This window comes from Polynucleobacter kasalickyi (genome assembly GCF_900176405.1).
GTDB lineage: Bacteria > Pseudomonadota > Gammaproteobacteria > Burkholderiales > Burkholderiaceae > Polynucleobacter > Polynucleobacter kasalickyi.
In genome coordinates, this window is record NZ_FWXJ01000014.1 from 45,775 (window position 1) to 67,699 (window position 21,925).

25 protein-coding genes and 1 riboswitch are annotated in these 21,925 nt (G+C 41.6%); of the genes, 15 read left to right on the plus strand and 10 right to left on the minus strand.

Annotated elements, in window-relative coordinates:
* Positions 1 to 42: 42 nt before the first annotated feature.
* From B8983_RS14225 to B8983_RS11770, 3 genes are all read right to left on the minus strand, one after another.
* Entirely contained in the window at positions 43 to 342 is a 300-nt protein-coding gene (locus B8983_RS14225; protein ID WP_234987034.1) for a Fic family protein, read from the minus strand.
* 50 nt (positions 343 to 392) lie between these two features.
* Positions 393 to 806, minus strand: a complete 414-nt coding sequence (locus B8983_RS14230) for a Fic family protein (protein ID WP_234987035.1) — start codon at positions 804 to 806, stop codon at positions 393 to 395.
* A gap of 265 nt (positions 807 to 1,071) precedes the next feature.
* A complete protein-coding gene (locus B8983_RS11770) occupies positions 1,072 to 1,899 on the minus strand; it encodes an SDR family NAD(P)-dependent oxidoreductase (RefSeq protein ID WP_159460898.1) in 828 nt (275 codons plus the stop codon).
* A 178-nt stretch (positions 1,900 to 2,077) separates the two neighbouring features.
* Between B8983_RS11770 and B8983_RS11775 the strand changes: the two genes are divergently transcribed.
* The 6 genes from B8983_RS11775 to B8983_RS11800 all read left to right on the plus strand — a co-directional run bounded on the left by B8983_RS11775 (position 2,078) and on the right by B8983_RS11800 (position 8,407).
* Complete coding sequence (locus tag B8983_RS11775; RefSeq protein WP_084285212.1) at positions 2,078 to 3,571, plus strand: sugar ABC transporter ATP-binding protein; 1,494 nt, start codon at positions 2,078 to 2,080, stop codon at positions 3,569 to 3,571.
* The gene (locus tag B8983_RS11780) at positions 3,564 to 4,529 is read left to right on the plus strand and encodes an ABC transporter permease (RefSeq protein WP_084285214.1); all 966 of its coding nucleotides are present in this window, start codon (positions 3,564 to 3,566) and stop codon (positions 4,527 to 4,529) included. The genes B8983_RS11775 and B8983_RS11780 overlap by 8 nt, the downstream gene beginning before the upstream one ends.
* Positions 4,526 to 5,488 carry an ABC transporter permease gene (locus B8983_RS11785; RefSeq protein WP_084285215.1) on the plus strand — a complete coding sequence of 321 codons (963 nt, stop codon included), beginning with the start codon at positions 4,526 to 4,528 and terminating at the stop codon, positions 5,486 to 5,488. Before B8983_RS11780 ends, B8983_RS11785 begins: the two co-directional genes overlap by 4 nt.
* A 62-nt stretch (positions 5,489 to 5,550) precedes the next feature.
* Entirely contained in the window at positions 5,551 to 6,510 is a 960-nt protein-coding gene (locus B8983_RS11790; protein ID WP_084285217.1) for a sugar ABC transporter substrate-binding protein, read from the plus strand.
* Between the two features lie 67 nt (positions 6,511 to 6,577).
* Positions 6,578 to 7,375, plus strand: coding sequence for an SDR family NAD(P)-dependent oxidoreductase (locus B8983_RS11795; protein WP_084285218.1), 798 nt, complete (start codon positions 6,578 to 6,580; stop codon positions 7,373 to 7,375).
* 36 nt (positions 7,376 to 7,411) lie between these two features.
* Positions 7,412 to 8,407 (plus strand): Gfo/Idh/MocA family protein, encoded by a 996-nt coding sequence (locus B8983_RS11800; RefSeq protein WP_084285220.1) that lies wholly within the window; start codon positions 7,412 to 7,414, stop codon positions 8,405 to 8,407.
* 314 nt (positions 8,408 to 8,721) lie between these two features.
* Here the strand turns inward: B8983_RS11800 and B8983_RS11805 are convergent, their stop codons facing one another.
* Together B8983_RS11805 and B8983_RS11810 are read right to left on the minus strand one after the other, a co-directional pair.
* Positions 8,722 to 9,429, minus strand: coding sequence for a DUF3800 domain-containing protein (locus B8983_RS11805; protein ID WP_200806904.1), 708 nt, complete (start codon positions 9,427 to 9,429; stop codon positions 8,722 to 8,724).
* 120 nt (positions 9,430 to 9,549) lie between these two features.
* Positions 9,550 to 9,873: an LAPAL motif-containing putative phage structural protein gene (locus B8983_RS11810; protein ID WP_084285223.1), complete on the minus strand. Its 324-nt coding sequence runs from the start codon at positions 9,871 to 9,873 to the stop codon at positions 9,550 to 9,552.
* 562 nt (positions 9,874 to 10,435) lie between these two features.
* Between B8983_RS11810 and B8983_RS11815 the strand changes: the two genes are divergently transcribed.
* Genes B8983_RS11815 through B8983_RS11825 form a run of 3 tightly spaced genes read left to right on the plus strand, consistent with a single transcriptional unit; the run spans position 10,436 to position 12,856 of the window.
* Positions 10,436 to 11,425: a quinone oxidoreductase family protein gene (locus tag B8983_RS11815; RefSeq protein WP_084285225.1), complete on the plus strand. Its 990-nt coding sequence runs from the start codon at positions 10,436 to 10,438 to the stop codon at positions 11,423 to 11,425.
* A 13-nt stretch (positions 11,426 to 11,438) separates the two neighbouring features.
* Positions 11,439 to 11,858, plus strand: coding sequence for a VOC family protein (locus tag B8983_RS11820; protein ID WP_084285227.1), 420 nt, complete (start codon positions 11,439 to 11,441; stop codon positions 11,856 to 11,858).
* A gap of 8 nt (positions 11,859 to 11,866) precedes the next feature.
* Positions 11,867 to 12,856 (plus strand): Bug family tripartite tricarboxylate transporter substrate binding protein, encoded by a 990-nt coding sequence (locus B8983_RS11825; protein WP_084285228.1) that lies wholly within the window; start codon positions 11,867 to 11,869, stop codon positions 12,854 to 12,856.
* A 192-nt stretch (positions 12,857 to 13,048) separates the two neighbouring features.
* Here B8983_RS11825 and B8983_RS11830 read toward each other — a convergent pair whose 3' ends face one another.
* Positions 13,049 to 13,234 (minus strand): RES family NAD+ phosphorylase, encoded by a 186-nt coding sequence (locus tag B8983_RS11830; protein WP_084285230.1) that lies wholly within the window; start codon positions 13,232 to 13,234, stop codon positions 13,049 to 13,051.
* Positions 13,206 to 13,448 (minus strand): MbcA/ParS/Xre antitoxin family protein, encoded by a 243-nt coding sequence (locus B8983_RS11835; protein WP_084285232.1) that lies wholly within the window; start codon positions 13,446 to 13,448, stop codon positions 13,206 to 13,208. The genes B8983_RS11830 and B8983_RS11835 overlap by 29 nt, the downstream gene beginning before the upstream one ends.
* A 198-nt stretch (positions 13,449 to 13,646) precedes the next feature.
* On the opposite strand from B8983_RS11835, the gene B8983_RS11840 reads away from it, so the two are divergent.
* Genes B8983_RS11840 through B8983_RS11855 form a run of 4 tightly spaced genes read left to right on the plus strand, consistent with a single transcriptional unit; the run spans position 13,647 to position 16,832 of the window.
* Positions 13,647 to 14,546, plus strand: a complete 900-nt coding sequence (locus tag B8983_RS11840; RefSeq protein ID WP_159460899.1) for a TauD/TfdA dioxygenase family protein — start codon at positions 13,647 to 13,649, stop codon at positions 14,544 to 14,546.
* A gap of 9 nt (positions 14,547 to 14,555) precedes the next feature.
* Positions 14,556 to 15,113: a DUF4286 family protein gene (locus B8983_RS11845; RefSeq protein WP_084285240.1), complete on the plus strand. Its 558-nt coding sequence runs from the start codon at positions 14,556 to 14,558 to the stop codon at positions 15,111 to 15,113.
* Positions 15,100 to 16,080: a tripartite tricarboxylate transporter substrate binding protein gene (locus tag B8983_RS11850; protein WP_084285244.1), complete on the plus strand. Its 981-nt coding sequence runs from the start codon at positions 15,100 to 15,102 to the stop codon at positions 16,078 to 16,080. Before B8983_RS11845 ends, B8983_RS11850 begins: the two co-directional genes overlap by 14 nt.
* A gap of 17 nt (positions 16,081 to 16,097) precedes the next feature.
* On the plus strand, positions 16,098 to 16,832 hold the full coding sequence (locus tag B8983_RS11855) for a GntR family transcriptional regulator (protein WP_084285246.1): 735 nt from the start codon (positions 16,098 to 16,100) through the stop codon (positions 16,830 to 16,832).
* A gap of 98 nt (positions 16,833 to 16,930) precedes the next feature.
* On the opposite strand, the gene B8983_RS11860 is transcribed toward B8983_RS11855, so the two are convergent.
* Positions 16,931 to 18,607 (minus strand): virginiamycin B lyase family protein, encoded by a 1,677-nt coding sequence (locus B8983_RS11860; RefSeq protein WP_084285248.1) that lies wholly within the window; start codon positions 18,605 to 18,607, stop codon positions 16,931 to 16,933.
* A gap of 222 nt (positions 18,608 to 18,829) precedes the next feature.
* A riboswitch (SAM-I-IV-variant riboswitch) is annotated at positions 18,830 to 18,931 on the plus strand.
* Positions 18,932 to 18,989: 58 nt separating this feature from the next.
* On the opposite strand from B8983_RS11860, the gene B8983_RS11870 reads away from it, so the two are divergent.
* Both B8983_RS11870 and B8983_RS11875 read left to right on the plus strand, forming a co-directional pair.
* Positions 18,990 to 19,223, plus strand: coding sequence for a hypothetical protein (locus B8983_RS11870; RefSeq protein ID WP_084285252.1), 234 nt, complete (start codon positions 18,990 to 18,992; stop codon positions 19,221 to 19,223).
* 74 nt (positions 19,224 to 19,297) lie between these two features.
* Positions 19,298 to 19,660, plus strand: coding sequence for a hypothetical protein (locus B8983_RS11875; RefSeq protein ID WP_084285253.1), 363 nt, complete (start codon positions 19,298 to 19,300; stop codon positions 19,658 to 19,660).
* A 49-nt stretch (positions 19,661 to 19,709) separates the two neighbouring features.
* Here B8983_RS11875 and B8983_RS11880 read toward each other — a convergent pair whose 3' ends face one another.
* Positions 19,710 to 20,822, minus strand: a complete 1,113-nt coding sequence (locus B8983_RS11880; protein ID WP_084285255.1) for an FAD-dependent monooxygenase — start codon at positions 20,820 to 20,822, stop codon at positions 19,710 to 19,712.
* 9 nt (positions 20,823 to 20,831) lie between these two features.
* Positions 20,832 to 21,794 carry a Bug family tripartite tricarboxylate transporter substrate binding protein gene (locus tag B8983_RS11885; protein ID WP_084285258.1) on the minus strand — a complete coding sequence of 321 codons (963 nt, stop codon included), beginning with the start codon at positions 21,792 to 21,794 and terminating at the stop codon, positions 20,832 to 20,834.
* Positions 21,795 to 21,925 lie beyond the last annotated feature (131 nt).

The window sequence follows — 21,925 nt, forward strand, 5'->3', positions numbered from 1 at the left end:
AAACAACTAATGAAGTCATCTATTTCCCTTATTACAATTCATTTAATTTTTAGTATCTAGGTGGCAATTAACTAGGAAATCCATCATTTCTGTCGCATCCTTATCCAAATAAAACCGAACCATTTTTTCATTAAATAATTGGGCTTTATTTGTGGGGATGCTAAGTGCATCGATACCAGCTGACATGAGGATGCCATTCATCATCAAACGGGATGTACACTTGTTATCATTGAAGAAAAACTTGTGCAAAGATCCAAATAGATAGAAGGCAACAGCTTTCTCGAATGGATGTTGGACTTGACATTGAAGTGCATCGAGTCCGCCACTAAAAATACGATTCAATTCAAGTGCACCTGTTTCAGTAGCCCTTGATGTATACCGACCATGTTGACCTAGATCAACTTACGGAGTGACTTCGTCCTGTCAGTTACTTTTCCTTCCCCACGAAAGTGACCCCACTCTAGCGCTATATTACGAGCTAGAAAACTATGTAATTCAGTGAAGGTGGTTTTATCTAGTGAGAACTGCTTTGTCTTGAGCAGAGCCAAAAGGTACTTAGAGCTAGTTGCAAGATTAAGGACTTGCTCTTGTTCAGATAGTTTTCGTCCACCGACGGTAATACCATTCAGCAAAGTTTTAACTTCAGTAAAAGTGAATGGATTGCCTTCCAGAATAATTGCATCCCAAACGAACTCTGGCAGCATACGATGGAGGCGAAAGGTAACTCGCCCGATAGAGTGAATAGTCAGCTTATGAGGAACTTTTGACCTGTTCCATTGAAATCCCATTGCAGTAAAGAATCCCATCTGTTTTCTAGACCCAAATTATGAATCACCTCGGATTAAATGATTCAAAGAATCTATTGTAGAAAAACTCAAAACCCATCATAAAACTAAGGTTAAACCTTAAAAGCTAAATGTTTGACCTTTTCAACTTTGTAGGATTTACGAAAATACTTTTGTGCTCTCCTAAAACAAATGGGTTAGGACTACTTGGTCGGCGTTGAGCTCTTAGGAATACTTAGGAGCTCTCCTGCTTTTTAAGTCGTGAAAATCTTTTCAACTTTGATATTTACAAATAAGCTTGCACGGCCTTCATACTAAATTCCCAAAGTTCTTTTTGTAGATGCTTATCTTTGACCATCTCAGAAACATCGGAGGGCTTTTTACTAACAATGAAGGATCCATTCGGAAAATTATCTTTCGTAAAGGCGCAGAAGAGAGTGTTTTGACAACCCTCGTTGGCATCTTTTAAAAATGGGGTAGTTGCTACCAGAGTAGCTGGTGGTGAAGTATGTCGCCAAATTTCTGTGAGAATGACGCCAGGATGGACACTATATGTAGTCACCCCTTGGTACTCCTCTCGTTGTGCAATTTCTTGCACGTGCAGCATATTACAGACTTTAGAAAATCCATATTCTGGATAACCTTCTTCTGATTTGGTCGGTGTTCTTAAATCATCCCAACCATAAAATTCAGCTGACCGGTGCGCATTGCTCGCAAGATTAAGAATTCTTGGTGTCTGTGATTTGAGGAGAGCTGGTCTGAGAAGCTGGGTTAATAAAAAGTGTCCTAAATGATTGGTGCCAAAGGCAACTTCGTAACCATCTTTTGTGAGACCTTTTTTACCCAAAAGTCCTGCGTTGTTAATCAAAATGTCGAGTGGTTCGTTGAGTGTTAAAAACTGCGTTGCCGCATCTTTCACGGATTGCAAATCATCTAGTTCAATCGGCAAATAGATGACTTTCACCTGAGGTGCAATTTTTGTGATTTGACGAATGAGTTCGTCCGTCTTTTCTTTTGAGCGATTGGCTAAAAAAAGATTGCAGTTACGCTTTGCAAGTTCAATCGCAGTTTCCCAGCCTATGCCGGAGGTGGTTCCAGTAATTAAAATGTTCATAGTTAATCTTACGACATTTTTATCGATCGTTTTTAACAAAGTACTCATAGGGTAAATACCCCCTTGTAAGCAAATGGTTTTGTGATAAATTTTAAGGATTAAATAAATTACATTGAGACATTACCCAATAAATGCATATGATAAATTTTTTCATATTTTATGATTTGCATCGCCTTTCATGAACCAACCTATTCTTGAACTTCGTTCCATTAGTAAATTTTTCCCAGGAATTAAAGCATTAGATCAAGTTTCCTTTGATGTTTTTTCAGGGGAAGTACATATGTTGCTCGGTGAAAACGGTGCTGGAAAATCGACCCTGATGAAGGTGCTTTGTGGCGCTTATCAAGCAGATGCTGGCGAAATTTATTATCAGGGACAGCCTGTGAAGATTGCTAATCCAAGCGATGCAAGAGCATTAGGAATTGCTGTGATTTTCCAAGAATTCTCTCTGGTACCTTATTTAAATATTGCCCAAAATATCTTTTTGGGTAGAGAGTATCCTGGCAAGATTCCGGGCACGATTGATCATGCTCGTATGCACGCTGAGGCGAGACATTGGTTAGATGTTTTATCTTTGCACATTGATACCCATACCCTAGTACATACGTTAGGGGTTGCACAACAGCAAATGGTTGAGATTGCCAAGGCCTTATCGCAAAATGCGAAGATTCTGGTGATGGATGAACCAACTGCTGCCTTATCCGATCGGGAAACAACCCTACTGTTTGAGATGATCCGAAAATTACAGTCAGAGGGTGTCGCGATTGTGTATATTTCCCACCGGATGGCAGAAGTCTTCAGTATGGGAGATCGTATCACTGTGCTACGAGATGGCAAACAGGTGGGGAGTGCTAATCCGAAAACAACCACCCCAGATGAACTCGTGCAGATGATGGTTGGCCGTCGGGTGGATATGGCCTATGCCAGAAACTTTACGAGTAAGCCAGGTGAGGTCGCTTTAAAGATTTCGAATTTGTGTTCTGATAATGGCATTTCTGATATTTCTATTGAAGTGCGTCAAGGTGAGATTGTTGGTCTAGCAGGACTTGTCGGAGCAGGGCGCACTGAAGTGGCGCGGGCTGTCTTTGGTGCTGATCCAGTGACTTCTGGCACGGTAGAGATCTTTGGTAAAAATCGTACGGGTGAGCCCTTTCATTCGGTTGAGATGGGATTGGCATTAATTCCTGAGAGTAGAAAAACTGAAGGTCTGGCATTAATTCGCTCGGTTGAAGAGAATATTATTCTTTCTGGTTTACATAAACTTTTTCCGAGTACTTGGATTCAAGTCAAGAAAGCCCAGCAAATTAGCCAAGATTTAATTAGTCGATTACGGATTGCCACCCCCTCTGGTAAAAGAGCTGCCATGGTACTGAGTGGTGGTAATCAACAAAAGATTGTGATTGGTAAGTGGTTAACAACCGACTCAAAGATTTTTATCTTTGATGAACCTACCCGAGGAATTGATGTCGGTGCGAAATCGGAGATTTTTGCCTTGATCTATAAACTCGTTGAAGACGGTGCTGCGGTCCTCATGATTAGTTCGGAGTTATCTGAAATCGTCAATGTATGTGATAAAGCGTATGTCATGCGCGAGGGCAGAATTTCTGGGTTATTAGAAAAATCTGAATTAACTGAAGAGAATGTTTTGACCTTAGGAATGACGAATGCGTGATTTGACATTGCCACCCACTTCGACTTTAGCCAGCACGATTCAACGGATCCCAGGTGTGGCGATTATGTTGATTCTTTGCGTATTGTGCTTTTCTCTACTTAGCCATGACTTTTTATCGATCCGCAATATTTCGAATGTAGGCGTACAGTCCGCCATTCTTCTGATGATCTCTTTACCAATGACACTGGTGATTATGACCGAGGGAATCGATATGTCGATTGGTGCGGTGCTCACTTTTTGTGGGGTAGTAGTTGCTTATGTATTGGGTTTGACCCATCACTTACCGTTGGCCATCTTTATTGCAGTCAGTGTAGGACTCGTGATTGGGGCGATTAATGGCGCCATTATTGTCTACGCTAATATGCCACCATTTGTAGTGACGCTTGGCATGCTAGGAATTTGTCAAAGTTTAGCGTTGATTCTGACGGATGGTCAAAGTCTGACAGATGTTGGTGACTCGATTGGTTTAGCCTATAACGGTAACTTACTCGGTATTCCATATCCTATTTGTTTTGCTGTGGTGAGTTATTTCTTGTCTTATGTCTTGTTGTATCACACCCGCTTTGGTACTTATATCTGTGCCATTGGTGGCAATCGTGAGGCATTGAAGTTGGCGGGAGTCCGCGTCAATCTACATCATGTTGCCGTGTATGCCTTTAGTGGTTTGATGGCTGGATTTGCTTCCATTTTGCTGACTGCTCGGATGAGTGCTGGACATCCAACCGCAGCGATTGGGATGGAGTTTGATGCGATTGCGGCGGTAATTGTTGGGGGTACTTCTTTTGAAAAAGGGAACGGTTGGTTATTCGGTACCTTTCTCGGTGTCTTGACCGTCGGCGTCTTGCGCAATGGGCTTAATCTCGTTGGTGTGCAATCGTCCCTTCAAGTTGCTAGCATTGGACTACTCGTATTAATCGCACTGCTGTTAGATTCATTGAAGAGTAAGGCATATAGATGAGTAATCTACTTCAAGAATTCAAAAATTCTTCTCAACTGAAAAATTTGTTTTTTCGCATGCTTGTTGTGCTGATGATTTGTATCGTCTTATCTTTTTTAACGGAAGCTTTTTTTACAACAAATAATTTACTCAATGTATTACGACAGGCGAGCCTATTATTTTTAATGGCATCTGGCTTGACCTTAGTCGTTTTAACCGCTGGGATTGATTTATCGGTCGGTGCCAATTTAGGGATGTCAGCTTGTTTAGCTGCGATTGTCATGACCAATACCGGGTCAACCTTACTTGGCTTTATGGCTGGGATTGGTTGTGGCACTCTGATTGGGGTGGGGAATGGTTTATTAGTCACTGCCCTCAGATTGCCTTCCTTTATTGCTACCTATGGCATGCTATGGATTTTGCATGGCATTACGTATTATTTGATGGCTGGTACCACGGTAGGTGGTTTCGAGAAGTCCTTTCGCTTTATTGGTACAGGCTACCTCTATGGCATTCCCGTACCCATTTACATCATGACCCTGTTCTTAATTGCAGGTTCTGTTTTTACCAAGTATTCCATTTATGGCCAACAAGTTTATGCCGTCGGTGCTAATCCCGTTTCAGCACGTTTATCGGGTGTGCCAGTGAATCGTCGGTTGATGCTGGTTTATGTATTGAGTGGTCTGACAGCGGGTTTGGCGAGCTTAGTATTTTTAGCACGGCTCAATTCTGCAGAAGGCGATATTGGTGAGAACCTAACCCTGCCAGCAATTGCTGCAGTTCTCATCGGTGGTACCTCTTTGTTTGGTGGGGTAGGCAGTATTGTCGGCACCTTGATCGGCGCCTTGATATTAACTTTAGTGCTTAATGGGATGAATATTCTTACGATTGATGGGAACTATCAGGCCTTAGTTACTGGCGTCATTATTATTTTGTCGGTATTTTTAGATTTGTTCTTTAGAAAGAAAAGTAATACCTAAAAGAGCTGTATGAGTTTGTCGTAAAAATGAAGAAATAACTATATATAGGAGATTGTGTACAAATGAAAAATCATCACATTGTATTTGCAACTGCTTTATCTTTAGCCTTGGCCTCCACGCAGGCTATTGCCGATGGAGAAAAGATTGCTATCTTTACTAAAAATCAAACGAATCCATATTTCCAGGCATTTCGTTTAGGCGCTGATTCTGCAGCTAAACAAATGAATGCTGCCACGACGCACTATGTCCCGACCAAGCCAGATAGTATTCCTGAACAATTAGGTGAGATTGATGATGTGGTCGTTAAAAAGCCCAACGGGATTGTGTTGATTCCGGTCGATTACAAAGCGATTGTTCCGGGCGTGAAGAAAATTAATGACGCAGGAATTCCTGTAGTGAATGCTACTGACCGGGCAGAATCTGGTAATTTTGTGAACTGGGTTGGTGCCGATGACTACTCTACGGCCTTAGCAGCTGGCCAAGCATTAGTGAAAGCACTCGGTGGCAAAGGTAATGTAGTGATTATTGAAGGTGTGCGCGGCGTAGTGGGTAATACGAATCGTGTTAACGGCTTCAAAAAAGCGATTGAAGAAGCCCCAGGCATCAAGTTACTCGCTTCTCAACCAGGTAACTATCAGCGCTTACAAGCTTTGCAAGTGATGGAAAACCTCATCCAAACTTATCCCAAGATTGATGGCGTCATGGCTGCTAACGATGCGATGGCTGGTGGTGCGATGGAAGCCTTGGAAGGTGCGAATCGCAAGTCCTTAATTGTTGGTATCAATGGTAGTAAAGAAGCAGTTGAAGCGATTAAAGCAGGCAAAATGCTCGCTAGTGGCGATGCAGCACCTTTCTTACAGGGTTGTTTTTCTACGATGTCGGTTTTGAGGTCAATCCGCAATCTGCCAGTCCCGAAAGAGATTGTGTTCCCACCGATGTTGGTAGAAAAGACAACTCTGGCGAATTACGATATCGCACCTGACAAGCAATCTTGCCCTGCATGGAACACGATTGTTAAATAATTAGTCATTTTTTTAGAAAGCTTACGTGTTGGTTACGTAAGCTTTTTTATCATCCCAAAGGAATAGCATGACGCAACAACATTTTGATCCGCAACAGATGTTCTCAATGGCCGGAAAGTCCGTTTTAATTAGTGGAGCGGGAACTTTAGGAGCTGCTACAGCGATTGGCTTAGCCAAAGGTGGTGCACGCATCACCTTAGCCGATAATAATCCAGAAGCTTTGCAAAAGTTGGCTGATCAAATTATCAGCATGGGTGGGCAAGCTGCCATTGCGCCTTATTGGCCTGATACCGAAGAGCATGCCATGGCCATGGTTGCTAAAGCAGTCGAGAGTTATGGTGAGCTCAATGGTATGTTGATCACTAATGGTACGAATTATGTCGCGGACATTGTGGATATGCCAGTAGATTCATGGCAGAAGGTCATGGATGCTAATTTACGTGGACCTTGGCTCGCCTGTCAGGCCGCCGGTCGTCAGATGATTAAGCAAGGGAAGGGCGGCAGTGTGGTTGTTTTGTCTTCGACGCGAGGTAAGTTAGGACATCCTGCCGGATATACCGCTTATTGCACCTCGAAAGGTGCCATCGATTCTTTAGTGAAAACACTCGGCTGTGAATGGGGTAAGCATGGCATCACCATCAATGCGGTTGGTCCAACAGTATTCCGTTCTCCAGTATCCGCTTGGATGTATGCCGAAGAGGGTCCTGGCAAAGTTACGCGTGAAGGGATGCTGAGCCGAATTCCTCTCGGACGTCTAGGTGAGCCTGAGGATATTGTCGGTAGTATTTATTTCTTGCTTAGTCCTGCTTCGCAGTTTTGTACAGGACAAACTTTTTATGCCGATGGTGGTTATACCGCAGGGTAACAGATCGGTACTTGATAAATAACAGGTGAGGTGTTTATGAGAGCAGCTGTGATTGGATTGGGTTGGTGGGGCAAACAGATTATTACGTATCTTCACCCTAGTAACAAAATACAGGTGACCCATGGTGTTGATGTGCAGGTAGAACATCTAGCTGACTTTGCTAAAGATCATGCTCTGATTTTAGAGACAGATTTAAATGCGGTACTCAATAATCCTGATATCGATGCTGTGATTTTAGCAACCCCCCACAGCATGCATGAAGAGCAAGCATTGCAAATTATTGCGGCGGGTAAGCAACTCTTTTGCGAAAAACCTCTGGCTTTAACCAGCCAAGGTGCAAAGCGAATTTTAGACGCGGTGCAAAAGCAGAACTTTGTATTGGGTATTGGCCATGAACGACGCTTTGAACCCGCATTAGAGGAAGTCTTACGCGCAGTCAAAGCAGGTGAGTTAGGCCAGATTTTACATGTCGAGGCCAATGTAAGTCATAACCTATTTGCGAAAATGAGCGCAAGTAATTGGCGGGTACAAGATCAAGATGCACCAGCTGGTGCCTTAACAGCTTTAGGGGTTCATCTAACGGACTTTTTTATTTCCTTAGTAGGTTGTCCAACGCATGTGAGAGCGAAAACAGGGCGGGTATTAAAAGATGCGGTTGGGAAAGATCAAGTAATGGTGCAGTTAGATTTTAAAGAGGGGATTACAGGTTCAGTGACTTGCTTATCGACCACGCCATTTCATGGACGGATTACCGTATTTGGTAGTTTAGGTTGGATAGAAGTGAAAGAGAATGGTAACGTGGATTGGGGATTACCATCGGAGATGACCATTACGAATAGTGAGGCGAAAAGATCGTTTAAAAGCCTCCCTGCCTCGAACGTGGTACTTAAAAACTTTGAATCTTGGGCTGATGCAGTAGCTGGTAAAAGTGTCTATCGCTATACACCAGAGCAGATTTATAACAATATTCAAGTCCTGGAAGCCATTGTCTATTCTTCGAATCACAGTAGTGAAATAGTCGCGATTCATTAGCATTTCTTTTGGCAAGCCCAATTGGGACGAACAATAAGCGGCTACTGCATTTGTATAAGGATACTGTGCTATCTGGCGCTACTTAAACCTTACGATTTGCTCATAAACTCTTGACTTGTCGAGTTATGTTAACAATAGTGCTATTAATATGGATTAAATTGTCCGACATAAAGTTAGTATTTTAATGAGCTGTTATTTTCTAAACCACTATTGCATAGCAGTGAATTTTTATGTTAGATTATTGTTAAATGGGTTGGGACTACTCGGCCGGCGTTGAGCTCTTAGGTAAACTTAAGAGCTCTTCTGCTTTTTGGTTAGGGATAAATCTTTCTCCCATTTTCATCGGTATTTTTGTGATCTCTGATAAAGAATTTATTTCTAACAATTTCAAATGATCTATTTGACTGATTGGGTTTCATAACTGATAGGCCAATAGGTCGCGCTACTAAATCCGCTATTTGTAAACCTTCAGAATTTGATTTTTTGTCGGCAATTAGAATGTCGAAATTGAGGGTTTTACTTGAGGAATTCGACTCATTACAAAATTTTCTAAATGCTAATTCAAGTGCGTTGTCTTCTTTTTTGCCGCGCGCTTCGCAAATTATATGAACAGTCTTATCAAGCTGTCGATTGTCATTCAAAAAATGCTGCAGAATTTCTAATCCTAACCTTAATGCTAGATGATAAGTATGTTCAGGCTTATTAAAATTTTGTAGATACGCGTGTTTGTCAATCACAATGGCAATTAATTTGAAGTCAAAAGATTCAATCAAACAACTTAGCTCATTAAGAAAATTTTCTCTTAGTTCTTTACTTAATTGAGCAAAGCTCCCACGCTTTTTTCTGATGTCACTTTCATGAAGAATTACTAAGTCATGTCCGAAAGTATTTAACTTCAACAATTTAAGCATTGGAATTACATCTTTTGCATAATGTTCCTTTTGGAAAATACAAAAACTCAGAACGAAAACAGGGTATTTGGGATCTATTGAAAGAAGACTATGGTCACCGCTTTCGTCCACAAAGACTATGTAATCGCTAAATTTTAAAGATTTATTTTTTAATAGATGTGTAATATCTTTATCCTTACTAGGTGAAATGTCTTTTCAAATGCTTTTTAAATTTTAAAACCCCAATTTTTGTTAGAAATTTATACGGTGTTCATGAACTAAAACGATTGAATAATCCGTTTTCAAGACTTTTTTTTCAATCGTCTGGGTACGCCTTAAATCAACTACAAGAAGATCACCTTTTTTAAAGCGCTCATTACCATCTTTGATCTTTTGAATAAAATTGAAGTCGTTGATTTTAATTAAAAATGAATTAGCCCCATCATAAAAACGCCACTGATTATCGTCTTGAAGAACAGTAGACTCAATTTGTAAAAAAATCCGCTTTTCTTTGTTATCAGAAAAAACCTCCAGATTAGATTTTGTGAATTCGAAAATGTGATTAGTTTTAGTCATAGGATTTATTCTAAGTTTCATGATTAAACTCGCCCATTGAATAACACATTAAAACTAGGCGTATTCCAAGTGAACTTCTAGTTCAAGAAAACGCCAAATCTTCTAAACTGTATTAAATTTTTACTTCAACTTCTTTCCTTGAAGCTAAGTTGCAATGTATATGAGAAGCGCTAAATTTTTTTTAGAGAATTTATAAGTATTTATTCTGAGACAGTCAGGAGGTTATTTGACGATAAAAATGTCGATAATCTATAAAAATCGGATGTTTTGTCAATAAAATTGCGTTTAAGTGACCTTTTTGTCAATAAATTTGCACATATTTAAAAATACTATTTTTTGAATAGATGGTTGTCTTTTCAAGCGACCTCAATTAATGCATCAAATTTAATTTGGAAAGACTACATTCAACATATCTTCTTTAATCTTTACTCGGAATGAATGCAAATTTTTAACGTATTTTTTATCAATTGCTTCCTCAGGGTTATCACTAAAAAGCAGATTATTTGGATAAGTCCTATGTTAAATTGAAGCAATAATAGAGAAAACCATAACGGAGATATCCATGAGTCAATCTTGTTATGCAATGATTGTTACCCGCATCGGACCACCTGATGTGATGCAGGCGCAGGCAATGACGATGCCAACGCCAAAAAGTCACGAGGCACTCATTGAGCAAACTGCGGTAGGAGTTAATTTCGTCGATATTTATTTGCGTGCTGGTCAAGCGCATTCACATAATCCTGAGCCGCCATTCGTTACTGGCGTGAATGCCGTTGGTATTGTCAAAGAAATAGGAAGTGCAGTGACTGACGTGAAAGTCGGAGATAGAGTTACTTATACCAATGCTGGTGTTGGTACCTATTGCTCTCATGTTGCTGTGGCTGCTGATAGCTTGGTCCAGGTTCCAAGTAATATCTCGGATGAGAGGTGCGCAGCTGGTTTTGTGCGCGTGATGACGGCACAATATCTTCTGAAACAAATGCGTCCCTTACTACCCGGAGATAAAGTTTTAATTCATGCAGGAGCTGGGGGTACAGGGCAAGTATTGGTGCAATGGGCAAAACGTATGGGGCTTGAGGTATTTGCCACAGCAGGCTCTGATGAAAAAGTGAACTTCGTGAAAGATCTCGGCGCTGATCATGTTATTAACTACCGTAAACAAGATTTTGCTAAAGAAGTAAAAGAGCTTACTCAAGGCAAAGGCGTAAAAGTTGTTTTTGAATCGGTGGGTAAAGATACCTTCATGGGGTCTTTAGATTGTTTGGAACCAAAAGGACTTGCCATTAACTTTGGGACCGCCTCAGGTCAAGTCGAGAATTTTGCTTTACAAGATTTGCACTCCAAATCCCTCTGGATTTGTCGGCCAACACTTCGTACCTATATTGCTGACAAGCGAGATTTACAGGCAATGGCGAAAGAAACATTTGAAATCTTAGGAGACATAAGTTTTCGCTTAGATATCGAAGCAGTCCTCCCCTTAAAAGAAGCCCCTAAAGCGCATACGATGATTGAAAGTCGTTTAACCAAAGGCGCAATTGTTTTAATTCCTTGAATTGGATTCGATCATGACGATGCTTCATCTCTCTATTCCCATCAACCATATTGAAAACACGCTGTTCTTCTATGAAGAGTTACTTGGCTGTCGAGCGACGAAGATTGCAGCTGATCGAATTGATTTTGATTTTTTTTCGCATCATTTAGTTGCTCAGTTATCACCTGAAGAGTCAGCACATCAAAGTGTCTCCATTGGTACCTTACCGAATCGATATCCTCTCAGACATTTTGGCGTGATTGTAGATAAGACGAAGTACAACACAATCCTCAAGAACCTTCTTGCCAATGATGCAATCTTTGCCATGCCTCACCAAACTATCTTTACCAATACCCCTAGAGAACAAGATGTCTTTTTAGTGTTTGATCCCTCAGGTAATGCCCTAGAAGTAAAAGGTATTGATGATCCCCAAGCTGTATTTTCCCAACAATAAGGAATGAAATGATGCCAAGTCTTTTGAACCAATCTCTAAAAAAATCACTTATCGTCTTGAGTTGGGTAAGTCTTGCTACAGCGTCGACTCTATCCTTTGCAGAGTATCCCGAAAAGCCGATTCGGATGATTGTGGGCTATGCACCTGGTGGTGCAGCGGATAACCTAATCAGACCCGTATCGGATCGTTTGTCGAAGATACTTGGTCAATCCGTCGTGATGGAATATCACCCTGGTGCTGGCGGCGTGATTGCTGCTGATATTCTTTCTAAGGCGCCGGCAGATGGATATACCTTGCATATAACTGATTCAGGACCAATGACGATTGTGCCAAAAATGAAAAAAACATCGTATAACCCGATGACCGATTTTTCACCCATTTCGATGATTGGTATTGGTGGCACACTGATGGTAACCCCTGCAAATTCTCCTGCTACGAATTTAAAAACACTTGTAGAGCTCATGAAAGATAAATCGAAGCCTTGGAGTTATGGGACCTCTGGTATCGGAGGAGTAGGTCATTTGGCGGCAGAACAATTTCAACTAGCCAGTGGCGTGAAAATGACGCATGTTCCTTATAAGGGTGGTGCTCCTGCTATTGTTGAATTGATTGGTGGTCATGTACCTTTGTTGTTTTCTTCTTTAGGAGCTGCCGCACCTCACGTACTCAGTGGCCGGATTAAGCCACTCGCCGTTACTTCTTTGAAACGTAGCTCGATGTTTCCAGATGTGCCTACTTTAGCTGAATCTGGTTATCCAAACTTTGATGCTAGCATCTGGTTTGGGATAGTTGGTCCAGCAAAAATGCCGCAGCCGATTATTGATAAATTAACTACTGCTTTGAATGTGGTGCTGCAAGATACCGCAGTACAAGAATCGATTCGTAAAGAAGGGTACGACCAGATTTCTTTAACTCCCTCACAAATGCAGGCTCAGATTAATCAAGACTTAGATCGTTGGGGTAGAGTGATTAAGTCGGCGAATGTGACTTATGATTGATAGCTATAACTATGACCTTGCCTCTGAAAAACGTACCCCTTAACTTGAAATGATTTCTGAGCTGTTGCGCAGTTTTTAAACTGGGAATGTCGTTCTATTCTTTAGGTAAATTCTAAAAGGTACTTCCCAATAAAGGTCCGTATCGTCCGGCAAAGTGATGCTAGTAAGCACAACGTCATCTGGCATTTCATCTTACATATGCACCAGCTTTTCTAAAGCAGCTATCTCAACACTCATACCCGTGTAGATGATAGGAATGTTGATAGAATTCCAGCGCCCACCAGTTTTCATTGCACCAACACCAATGCGACCTAAGGCATATTTCTTTTTAGCGATGAGCCATAAACCATTAAGCTGCGCCGCCATATGCAATGGCATTTAATACTCGTCTTACCTCATTCGCCCCGATATCCGTATCTAATAATGAGAGCGGGGTTTTGCCGAGTGTCATGTGGTTTTTTAGCATCCAGCTTTTTGATTTTTCTGGTGTGCCGAATACCTTTTCTGCTTTCGCTTCAATTACGGCGATTCTTTCTAGACGCTCAGATTCAGACGAAGATAAGACTGATCTAGCTTGAAGCTTTCTATTCATGATATTTACCTTTGATTTTTATTAACTTACTATATTAAATAAAATCTTTAAAGAATTATTCCGAATTGATAATAACCTTACCCAAGAAATAGAACACCTAAAAAAGTAAGTGTTTGTACTAAGTTAAAACATATTGACTTCACCATCATCTGTCTTTAAGATTCGAACATTCGAATGAATTTTATAAAAGAGGCAAATATGTTTGAAGTGAAAAAATTGGGCCGTCATTTAGGCGCTGAAATTATCGGTTTGGATTTATCAAAGCCAATTGATGAAGAAACTTTCCAAGCTTTTTCAAAGGCTTTCTTCGAAAATGAAGTGGTGGTGCTGAAGAATCAAAACATCACACCCCAACAGCACATTGATTTCACAAAACGCTTTGGTATCTTAGAGGCCCACGTCAGAAAAGAGAGCCGCCATGGTGGCTTTGATGAAATTTTTGTTTTATCCAATATTGAAGGCGCTGATGGGAAGCCAATTGGTGCGATTGATGCAGGTCGTTTTTGGCATAGTGACTTATCTTACAAAGAGCATCCAAGTATGCTTTCCGCCCTTTATTCAGTAGAGATTCCAGTGCGTGAAGATGGTGTGGTCCTTGGTGATACGCAATACGCAAGTACGACAGCGGCTTATGACGCCTTGTCTGAGACCATGAAAAAACGTCTAGAAAATCTTCAATCGGTGCATAGCTATGCTTTTTATCGTAATAAAAATCGTCAAGCCCAAAAAGAAGAAGCATTAGCTGGTGGCAGAGTCATTGAAGAGAAAGAGTTATCCGAAGAGCAATTAAAAACGGTGCCAGATGTTGCTTCACCGATTGTTAGAACGCATCCGGTGACTGGTAGAAAAGGTCTGTTTGTGAATGAGGCCCATACTTCCCACATCGTTGGTGTATCCGCAGCTGAAAGTAAAGAAATACTTGAGGAACTCTATCAACATATCGTGCAAGAAGAGTTTAGATTTAAACATAGCTGGGGTGTCGGTGATTTATTGATGTGGGATAACTGTGCTGCTCAGCATAAAGCTACCTTTGATTATCGCTTGCCACTGCGTCGATTAATGTACCGTACCACGGTGCGTGGCACTGTTCCTTTTTAAGGAATTCCCATGTTCATACAAGCGAATTGGTGGGAGTTTTCAGAGCCGTCTACTTCTCAGGCGAGTGAGAAGATTGCTCAGTTCATGATGGATCATTATGGCAATTTAGAGGGATCCACTTTTTTTCAACATAAAGATATCCCAACCAACTTCATCAGTTGGCGCGAGTCTCTAGTTCAACCGAATCCTTTGGCATCAAAGGTAGGAGAAATTGAAGCTAGTTTTACGGCGGAATTAAAGTGTGACGTTGGTGATGCCCATAAAAGTTCACCGTGGCTCTATATCGTTCATACGGATATTCCGGATGATATCGTTGATGAATACAATCATTGGAATGATGAAGAACATTTACCACGTTTAGTAACGGTTCCAGGTGTGAACCGAGCAAGAAGATTCATCTGTACAGGTCAAAGCCCAAGGTATTTGACGGCATATAGCTTGGATGATCCGAATGCCTTTGAATCTCCAGAAGGACTGATTGCTAGAAAAACGCCATGGACCGCCAAAATGCGCTCACTATTTTTTAATACACGACGCACCATGGCAAAAAAATATGAAATCTCTTAAGTTCTTATTAGAACCTCGTTATTGGCTTACGTGTGCAGTCGTCTTTTTAACCATTCAATCGGTTCAAGCGGCTTATCCAGAAAAACAAATTACGCTGGTCATTCCGTTTGCACCAGGGGGTGCAAACGATAACTTAGGACGCATTATTGCGCAGTCTCTGTCAGTGGAACTAAAGCAAACGGTCATTGTTGAAAATAGAGCTGGTGCTGGTACGACAATTGGGGCGGAATATGTTGCCAATTCGAAACCTGATGGTTATACCTTACTCTTAGTTTCTGCTGCGCACGTTATTAGTAGTTCAATTTATAGCAAGTTACGCTTTGATCCAGTGAAAAGTTTTACGCCCATTACGCAACTCACGAAATCAGCTTACGTACTGGTCACGAATAAAGACTCTCCGATTAAATCAGTACAGGACCTATTGGCAATGGCTAGTAAGCAGCCCAATAAAATGACCTATGCCTCCTCAGGTATTGGTAGCGCTCCCCATCTAGCCGGCGCATTGCTAGGCGCTAAGGGTGGGGTTGAGTTAGTGCATGTACCCTATAAAGGTGGTGGTCCGGCTCTGTTAGATGTGATGCGAGGCGATGTGGATGTCTATTTTGCTAGTCAATCTACTGCCTTACCATATATTCAAAGTGATAAAGTGCGTGCTCTAGGCATCTCAACAGAGGGACGAAGCCCCGCATTACCGAATACCCCTGCGCTTAGAGAGTCAGGCGTGCCTGGCTTTGAACTCTCAGGTTGGTATGGCCTCGTTGGCCCAAGTCAACTTCCTGCTTCCATTGTGCAAGTGTTGAATGAAGCCATCAAAAAAATACTCGCTCGAGAAGAGGTTCAAACTACGCTCGCCAAACATGGAGAGCAAGCCTATGCCAGTAAGGCAGATGTTTTTGGACAATTTTTAAGTTTAGAGCAGAAGAAATATCAAGAAATCATTCAAATTGCTAAAATTGAAAAAGAGTAACTTCGAAGTCCTTGCTGATGATTAACCAATTTCAAAAACCCCGCTATATCCTCTTGGCAGAATCCATCATTGAATTGATTCAAAGCGATTATTTTCCGATTGATTCTTTGTTGCCGACCGAACCAGAACTATGTAAAAAATTTAATGTCAGTCGATATACCTTAAGGGAGTCGATGAAGTTGCTGCGGGAGATGGGTTTAATCGAAAGTCGTCAAGGCTTCGGTATTACCGTATTGTCCAAGGAGCGAAAAAATCACTACCAAATGAAAATGGACGCTATTCCTGATTTATGGGAATTTGTAGAAAACAGTCAATTGAAGATTGTGAATAAAGGGAAAATATTTGCTGGGGAAGCGCTTGCGAATATTCCCAATAGTCAAAACAATGATGAGTGGATTGTGATCGAGGCGACTCGGGCAATCGATAGAGTTACTCCCATTGCTTGGAAGCACATTTATATTAAACCTAAATTCAAGAACATCATTAAAAAATTAGGTAAAGAAAAAGTTCCGATTTACTCGATGATTGAAAAAGAGTTTGGAATCCAAACTATTCGTGTCCAACAGGAGATGAGTGCCTTAACTATCCCAAACTCGGCAGCAGAGAGTTTAGGATTAGAAAAGAACTCGATTGGCTTTCAGATCACCAGGTATTACTTTGATGAGCTTGATCAAGTGTTTGTTGTGACTGTCTCTATTTATCCGCCGAATCGATTCAATTACAAAACGGAACTCGTTTTAAGTAGCTCTTAAACAAGTTCCACATAGCTTTTATTGAGTATTTTGAACTGTTTGTGATTTTTTCGAATAAAAAAATGGATCCTTATTAGGATCCATTTCTGCATTTCCTATTAATCCAATGTTTCTAATTTAACAATCGATGCACCGTGATTATTACCAATCCACAAAACTGGTTTAGTTTGCGTGTTATCTGCAAACACCCGACGAATGTTCGTCGGTCTTGGTAATTCATATTCGATGAACTGATCGTTTTTAGTATTTAATCTGGCCACACGATCCGTTGTCATAGAACCTGTCCAAGCAAATTGGTCTTTATCTAAAGTAACATCGTAGGGTGCTGAATACGGGGTTGGAACTAACCATTCCTTCATTTCACCAGTCTTAGTATCTAACATACCAATCTTGTGGCCGCGGAACTGCCCTACCCATAAACGATCCTGCGGATCCATCGAACCTCTGCGTGGAGATGCTTCTTTGGTGGGGAAGCTGTAAAAGGTAACCTTACCCGTTTTAGCATCAATTCGCCCAATTTCTTGTTGACGGAAATCGGTAAAGAAGCAATTGTTTTGCGAATCACTAATCACATCATAAATATTGTGTTGGAGTTTCGAGCCTTTAAATGGGGCCCAAGTCTCAATGGCACCGGTCTTGAGATCAAAACGATGAACTCCCGCAAAGCCACTGTTTTGGGCCCATACTTTGCCATCGACATCTTTATTCCAGGCATCTACCTGATTGAGTTGAGTGGAAGGTAGGTTATCTTCTGGTGGCGGTGTGAAATAGCGAAATTTTTCAGTTTGTTGATCGAACTGTGCAATCGATGCTTGGTACATATTACCAAGCCATAACTTACCATCACGATCATTACGAATCGCTAAGATCCCTTTGGGAAAGTCTTTTTTAGAAATTCCAACTTCGTATTCTTTGATTTGACCTGTCACTGGATCCATTTTGGCAATTTGTTGCTCACCAAAGTTGGAATACCAAACGGTACCTGTTTTATCCAAAATCACGTCATGCGGTTGAATGAGCGGCCTTGGTAATTGGAACTCGGTATAAATCACGTTCGTCGAGGCACCTTTTAATCGTGGGAAGGTTTTGAGTTCGTAGTTCCAAGTTTGGCGATTATTCAGATTGATACTGGCTAAAAAGTCGCCCATATCTTTATAAATACGCACACGGTCTTCGCCTTGCTCTTCCATGACTCGAGCACCTTTACGCATTTGCGGTAGGCCAGGCATACTTTGATTTACGTAAGCTTGCATCCGGGGTAAAACGATTTTTAAGAACTCTTCTGAACTGTATTTGGAGTTCACGACACGTTGTAAGGTATGGCAAGTCACACAGGTGAGTAAAGCTTTTTTCTCACGCTCAGAACCCGGCATACTTGCCATCCACTCGGCATTGCTTAGTTGGGTTGAAATATCTTTGACTGTTTGTAAAGTAATCTCTTTAACGGCTGTTGTTTTATCACTTACATTAATTTGTATGGGACTGGGTAATTCATAACCCGTCGCTTTAATGGTTAATTCATAATCACCAGCAGAAATCTTTGAGCGTGGAAAGGCAAAGTCGCCTTTGGCATGACTGACGACAGAAATCGTGATCGTAGAGTTTTTCTTTTTCGCACTAATGACCACCCCTTCCATGAGTCCCTCTTTACTCGAAGAGACGACACCTTTAATCGCAAAATCCGCCGAAACATTCGTTTGAGCGTTAGAAGTAAATGAAATAGTACTGAGTAAAAATGCAACAATTACACCAAGGTGTCGGGGGGATTTATTCATATGTCTCTTCTTAAAAAGTTATTGGGCTAATGGTACTCCTTTTGAAGCCTACTTAAAATTAGTTGATACCCTAATTTGTTATTCATTGAGCTCTTGAATGGCAGGTGATTCCTTGATTTTTAAATACCCATCATCGTTCCAAATTAGCTCAATAAATGAGGTCTTTTTTTCAATCATTAGCAAGATTTTTCTTGAAACTTTGACTATTTCTCTGTAGAATAAACCCATCATTAAGAGAGTGGCGAAAGCCTCACCAACCTGCCTAAACCGGGCAAGGTGGTTACGCAAAAGCGGATGTGACCTTCGGTAACCAAACGGCCAAGCTCTCTTTCTGAGGGCTTTTTTTATGCCCATTTTTTCTTTAACAATTGAGGAGAGTAATATGGCACGAATCGTGCAGGATGGCACCACGACCCCAGTGGAAGTGGTGTATGTGGGTGGTCGTTTTCAAGTTTGGAAATTACCTGATAGATATACGGTGTTTTACCAAACAATGAATATTGATATCACCGAACCAGAAGCAAGTGAACTGGCGCAAGATATAACAGAGTTAGATGCCGAAGTATTTGAATCAAAGTGGCTTGAAATTTTTGATGCGTTTTTAGATAGTTTGTAATACATGTTGGAAGGGCGGAGTTAGTCCGAATTGCTGAGCCTGCAGGTTGCGAATCAGCTAAAGAGGAGAAAAAAATGAGAAATTGTGAAGTTGGTGATGTTGCCGTGATCGTTAATGCCCATGGCAATACAGAAAATTTGGGTAAAGCGGTACTGATTGTAAGTGAATATGGCAATGTGATTGTGCATGAACAGGCGGGGGATACAGGGGTTACTTTATTTGCTTGGGAGGTGGTGCTGATATCCGATGAGTTGCTCAGTGATACGCTGCAAGATGTTGATCGGATCGCAAAACAGTGTGGTATTGTGCCGGATCTTTACCTCAAAAAATTTTCAGAAGTCGTAGAAGACCTTGGTTATGATTTTGATGCATGGTTATCTGGCAATATACCAAGCAATAATGAGGTCCCAATAGAAAAAAGATCTAGCAGTTCTTAGGTGACTTTTTACTAAAGGGACATTAATCGAGGCAGTCAAGTTCGGATCTTTAGGCTTCGACTGCCCAAGCATCATAACCATAGACCCAATCCGAATCAGTCCGTTGACTCATCCATTGATTTTTATGGGACGTGAGTTGTACTTTGGAGGTTCTCTCCTTACGCAAGGCCTCAAACTGTTGAAACGCTAATGGAATCTCGGGTTCTTGCTCAAGGACGCGAGTCAGCACAGCCGCGTCTTCAATGGCCATCGCTGCACCTTGGGCCATATAGGGCACCATCGGGTGACAGGAGTCGCCCAATAAGACAACGCGTTGATCACACCAAGTAGGGAGTGGGTCACGTTCATATAAAGACCATTTATGCACATCAGGGCAAGCGGCTAAGACGCGTTGGACTTGTTCATGAAAACCACTAAAAGCCCTACGAAGCTCACCCAGATCACCTTTAGCTGACCACGATTCATTATTCCATTCTGGCTCAGGTACGCTCGTCACAAAATAGATTTCATCTTTTTGCGGCGTGACGTAATAGATCACAATATGCCGATCAATCCCCCACCATTTCGTGCAGTCATCAATGGTATAGCCATTCATGAGTGATGCCGGAAAGGTCGTGCGATACGCCACTCTTCCTGTGAAACGGGGTTGATCTGCCCCGAGCATTTGTTCACGAATTTTAGAATGGATCCCGTCCGCGCCAATTAAAGCATCTACGACCTCGGTCGTCCCATCCTCAAAACTCAAGTGGACCTGATCACCCTGGTTGCTGTAATGCTTGAGTTTCTTTTGTAAATGAATCGATTGGGGATCGACTTTTGAGGCGATGGCGGCATGTAAATCGCCTCGATGTAATAAAAAATAGGGTGCACCATACTTTTCTTCATATGCCGCGCCGAGGGTGAGTTCATGCTTCATCACTCCTGTATCCCATTCTCGGTTATTCCAAGTTTGTGGACAAAATGCTGTATTTCGTAAGTGATCCTCTAAACCAATATCTCTTAGTACTTTGACAGCATTCGCACTTTGCTGAATACCAGCACCAACGCGTGCAAATTTGCTGGCTTGTTCAAAAACAGCGACGTCAAAGCCTCTTTTTTGGAGAAGGGCTGCCAGTGTTAAACCACCAATCCCTGCACCAATAATGCCGATACGATTTTTCAAAAGAAATCCTTAATCTATTTTAATTTGACCTTGTTTGACCATGTCCGCCCATTTGGCAATTTCCGCATGAATAAATGCACCATATTGCTGGGTATTACTCGGTTGTGGTTCTGCGCCAATTTTGGCAAATTGCTCTTTGACCTGTGGATCATTCAGAATCTTCACGATATCTGTATTTAATTTTTGGACAATGTCACTCGGTGTGCCCGCTTTGACAGAGATGCCGCCCCAAGAATAAGCGTTGTAGTTCGGCAAGCCGACTTCTGTGAAATTAGGTAAATTCGGTAAAAGCGCTAAACGGGATGAACTAGAGATGGCTAATGGTTTTAATTTATTCGCCAAAATGTGTTGCATGGAAGTTGGTGCGTCACTAAACATCATATCAACGTGTGCGCCCAATAAATCGGCCATCGCTGGTGCACTGCCTTTGTAGGGAATATCGCGGATATCCACTTTCGCTTGCATTTTGAATAGCTCACCAGCTAGATAGGTGCCGCCACCATACCCAGAGTGACCAAAAGTGAGTTTGCCCGGATTTTCTTTGGCGTATTTAATGAGTTCAGGAATATTCTTGGCGGGAAAGTTGTTATTGACGACCAAAATAATGGGATAGACCGCGACTGAAGTCACCGGTAGAAAATCTTTTTCAATGTTGTAACTGAGATTATTTTTAAGACTGGGTAAAACCGTATGATGAATGACTGAGAAGAGGAGAGAATAGCCATCGGCTGGAAGGCTCATCGCGTACTCCGCAGAAATGACACCGTTCGCTCCTGTTTTGTTTTCGACAATCACAGTCTGCCCCCACAGATCACTCATTTTTTGGGAAACGATCCGAGCGGTTTGATCAATGGGACCACCTGGAGCAAACGGGACGATTAATTTAATCGGTTTATTGGGATAGGACTGGGCAACAGTGAGGGACGTGAAAATACTTAGGCATAGCAGGAATAACCATGAAATGAGTTTCATGAAAGAGTCTCCGTCATTTTTATATTTAATTACAAAGGTGAATTCTAATACGAAGTGCAACTTTGAACAATGAGAGGAGGCTAAGGATGATTTAGTATCTAAAGCTTCTAGACCGCCAAGTCAAAGTAGCC

Excerpts from the sequence above, each read along its gene's own strand:
- B8983_RS11795 (WP_084285218.1), top strand. The coding sequence starts at position 6,578 with ATGACGCAACAACATTTTGATCCGCAACAGATGTTCTCAATGGCCGGA.
- B8983_RS11810 (WP_084285223.1), bottom strand. The coding sequence starts at position 9,873 with ATGACTAAAACTAATCACATTTTCGAATTCACAAAATCTAATCTGGAG.
- B8983_RS11820 (WP_084285227.1), top strand. The coding sequence starts at position 11,439 with ATGACGATGCTTCATCTCTCTATTCCCATCAACCATATTGAAAACACG.
- B8983_RS11850 (WP_084285244.1), top strand. The coding sequence starts at position 15,100 with ATGAAATCTCTTAAGTTCTTATTAGAACCTCGTTATTGGCTTACGTGT.
- B8983_RS11775 (WP_084285212.1), top strand. The coding sequence starts at position 2,078 with ATGAACCAACCTATTCTTGAACTTCGTTCCATTAGTAAATTTTTCCCA.
- B8983_RS14230 (WP_234987035.1), bottom strand. The coding sequence starts at position 806 with ATGGGATTCTTTACTGCAATGGGATTTCAATGGAACAGGTCAAAAGTT.
- B8983_RS11835 (WP_084285232.1), bottom strand. The coding sequence starts at position 13,448 with ATGAATAGAAAGCTTCAAGCTAGATCAGTCTTATCTTCGTCTGAATCT.
- B8983_RS11845 (WP_084285240.1), top strand. The coding sequence starts at position 14,556 with ATGTTCATACAAGCGAATTGGTGGGAGTTTTCAGAGCCGTCTACTTCT.
- B8983_RS11860 (WP_084285248.1), bottom strand. The coding sequence starts at position 18,607 with ATGAATAAATCCCCCCGACACCTTGGTGTAATTGTTGCATTTTTACTC.
- B8983_RS11830 (WP_084285230.1), bottom strand. The coding sequence starts at position 13,234 with ATGCCATTGCATATGGCGGCGCAGCTTAATGGTTTATGGCTCATCGCT.
- B8983_RS11815 (WP_084285225.1), top strand. The coding sequence starts at position 10,436 with ATGAGTCAATCTTGTTATGCAATGATTGTTACCCGCATCGGACCACCT.
- B8983_RS11800 (WP_084285220.1), top strand. The coding sequence starts at position 7,412 with ATGAGAGCAGCTGTGATTGGATTGGGTTGGTGGGGCAAACAGATTATT.
- B8983_RS11770 (WP_159460898.1), bottom strand. The coding sequence starts at position 1,899 with ATGAACATTTTAATTACTGGAACCACCTCCGGCATAGGCTGGGAAACT.
- B8983_RS11780 (WP_084285214.1), top strand. The coding sequence starts at position 3,564 with ATGCGTGATTTGACATTGCCACCCACTTCGACTTTAGCCAGCACGATT.
- B8983_RS11785 (WP_084285215.1), top strand. The coding sequence starts at position 4,526 with ATGAGTAATCTACTTCAAGAATTCAAAAATTCTTCTCAACTGAAAAAT.
- B8983_RS11790 (WP_084285217.1), top strand. The coding sequence starts at position 5,551 with ATGAAAAATCATCACATTGTATTTGCAACTGCTTTATCTTTAGCCTTG.
- B8983_RS11840 (WP_159460899.1), top strand. The coding sequence starts at position 13,647 with ATGTTTGAAGTGAAAAAATTGGGCCGTCATTTAGGCGCTGAAATTATC.
- B8983_RS11870 (WP_084285252.1), top strand. The coding sequence starts at position 18,990 with ATGGCACGAATCGTGCAGGATGGCACCACGACCCCAGTGGAAGTGGTG.
- B8983_RS11875 (WP_084285253.1), top strand. The coding sequence starts at position 19,298 with ATGAGAAATTGTGAAGTTGGTGATGTTGCCGTGATCGTTAATGCCCAT.
- B8983_RS11825 (WP_084285228.1), top strand. The coding sequence starts at position 11,867 with ATGATGCCAAGTCTTTTGAACCAATCTCTAAAAAAATCACTTATCGTC.
- B8983_RS11855 (WP_084285246.1), top strand. The coding sequence starts at position 16,098 with ATGATTAACCAATTTCAAAAACCCCGCTATATCCTCTTGGCAGAATCC.
- B8983_RS11885 (WP_084285258.1), bottom strand. The coding sequence starts at position 21,794 with ATGAAACTCATTTCATGGTTATTCCTGCTATGCCTAAGTATTTTCACG.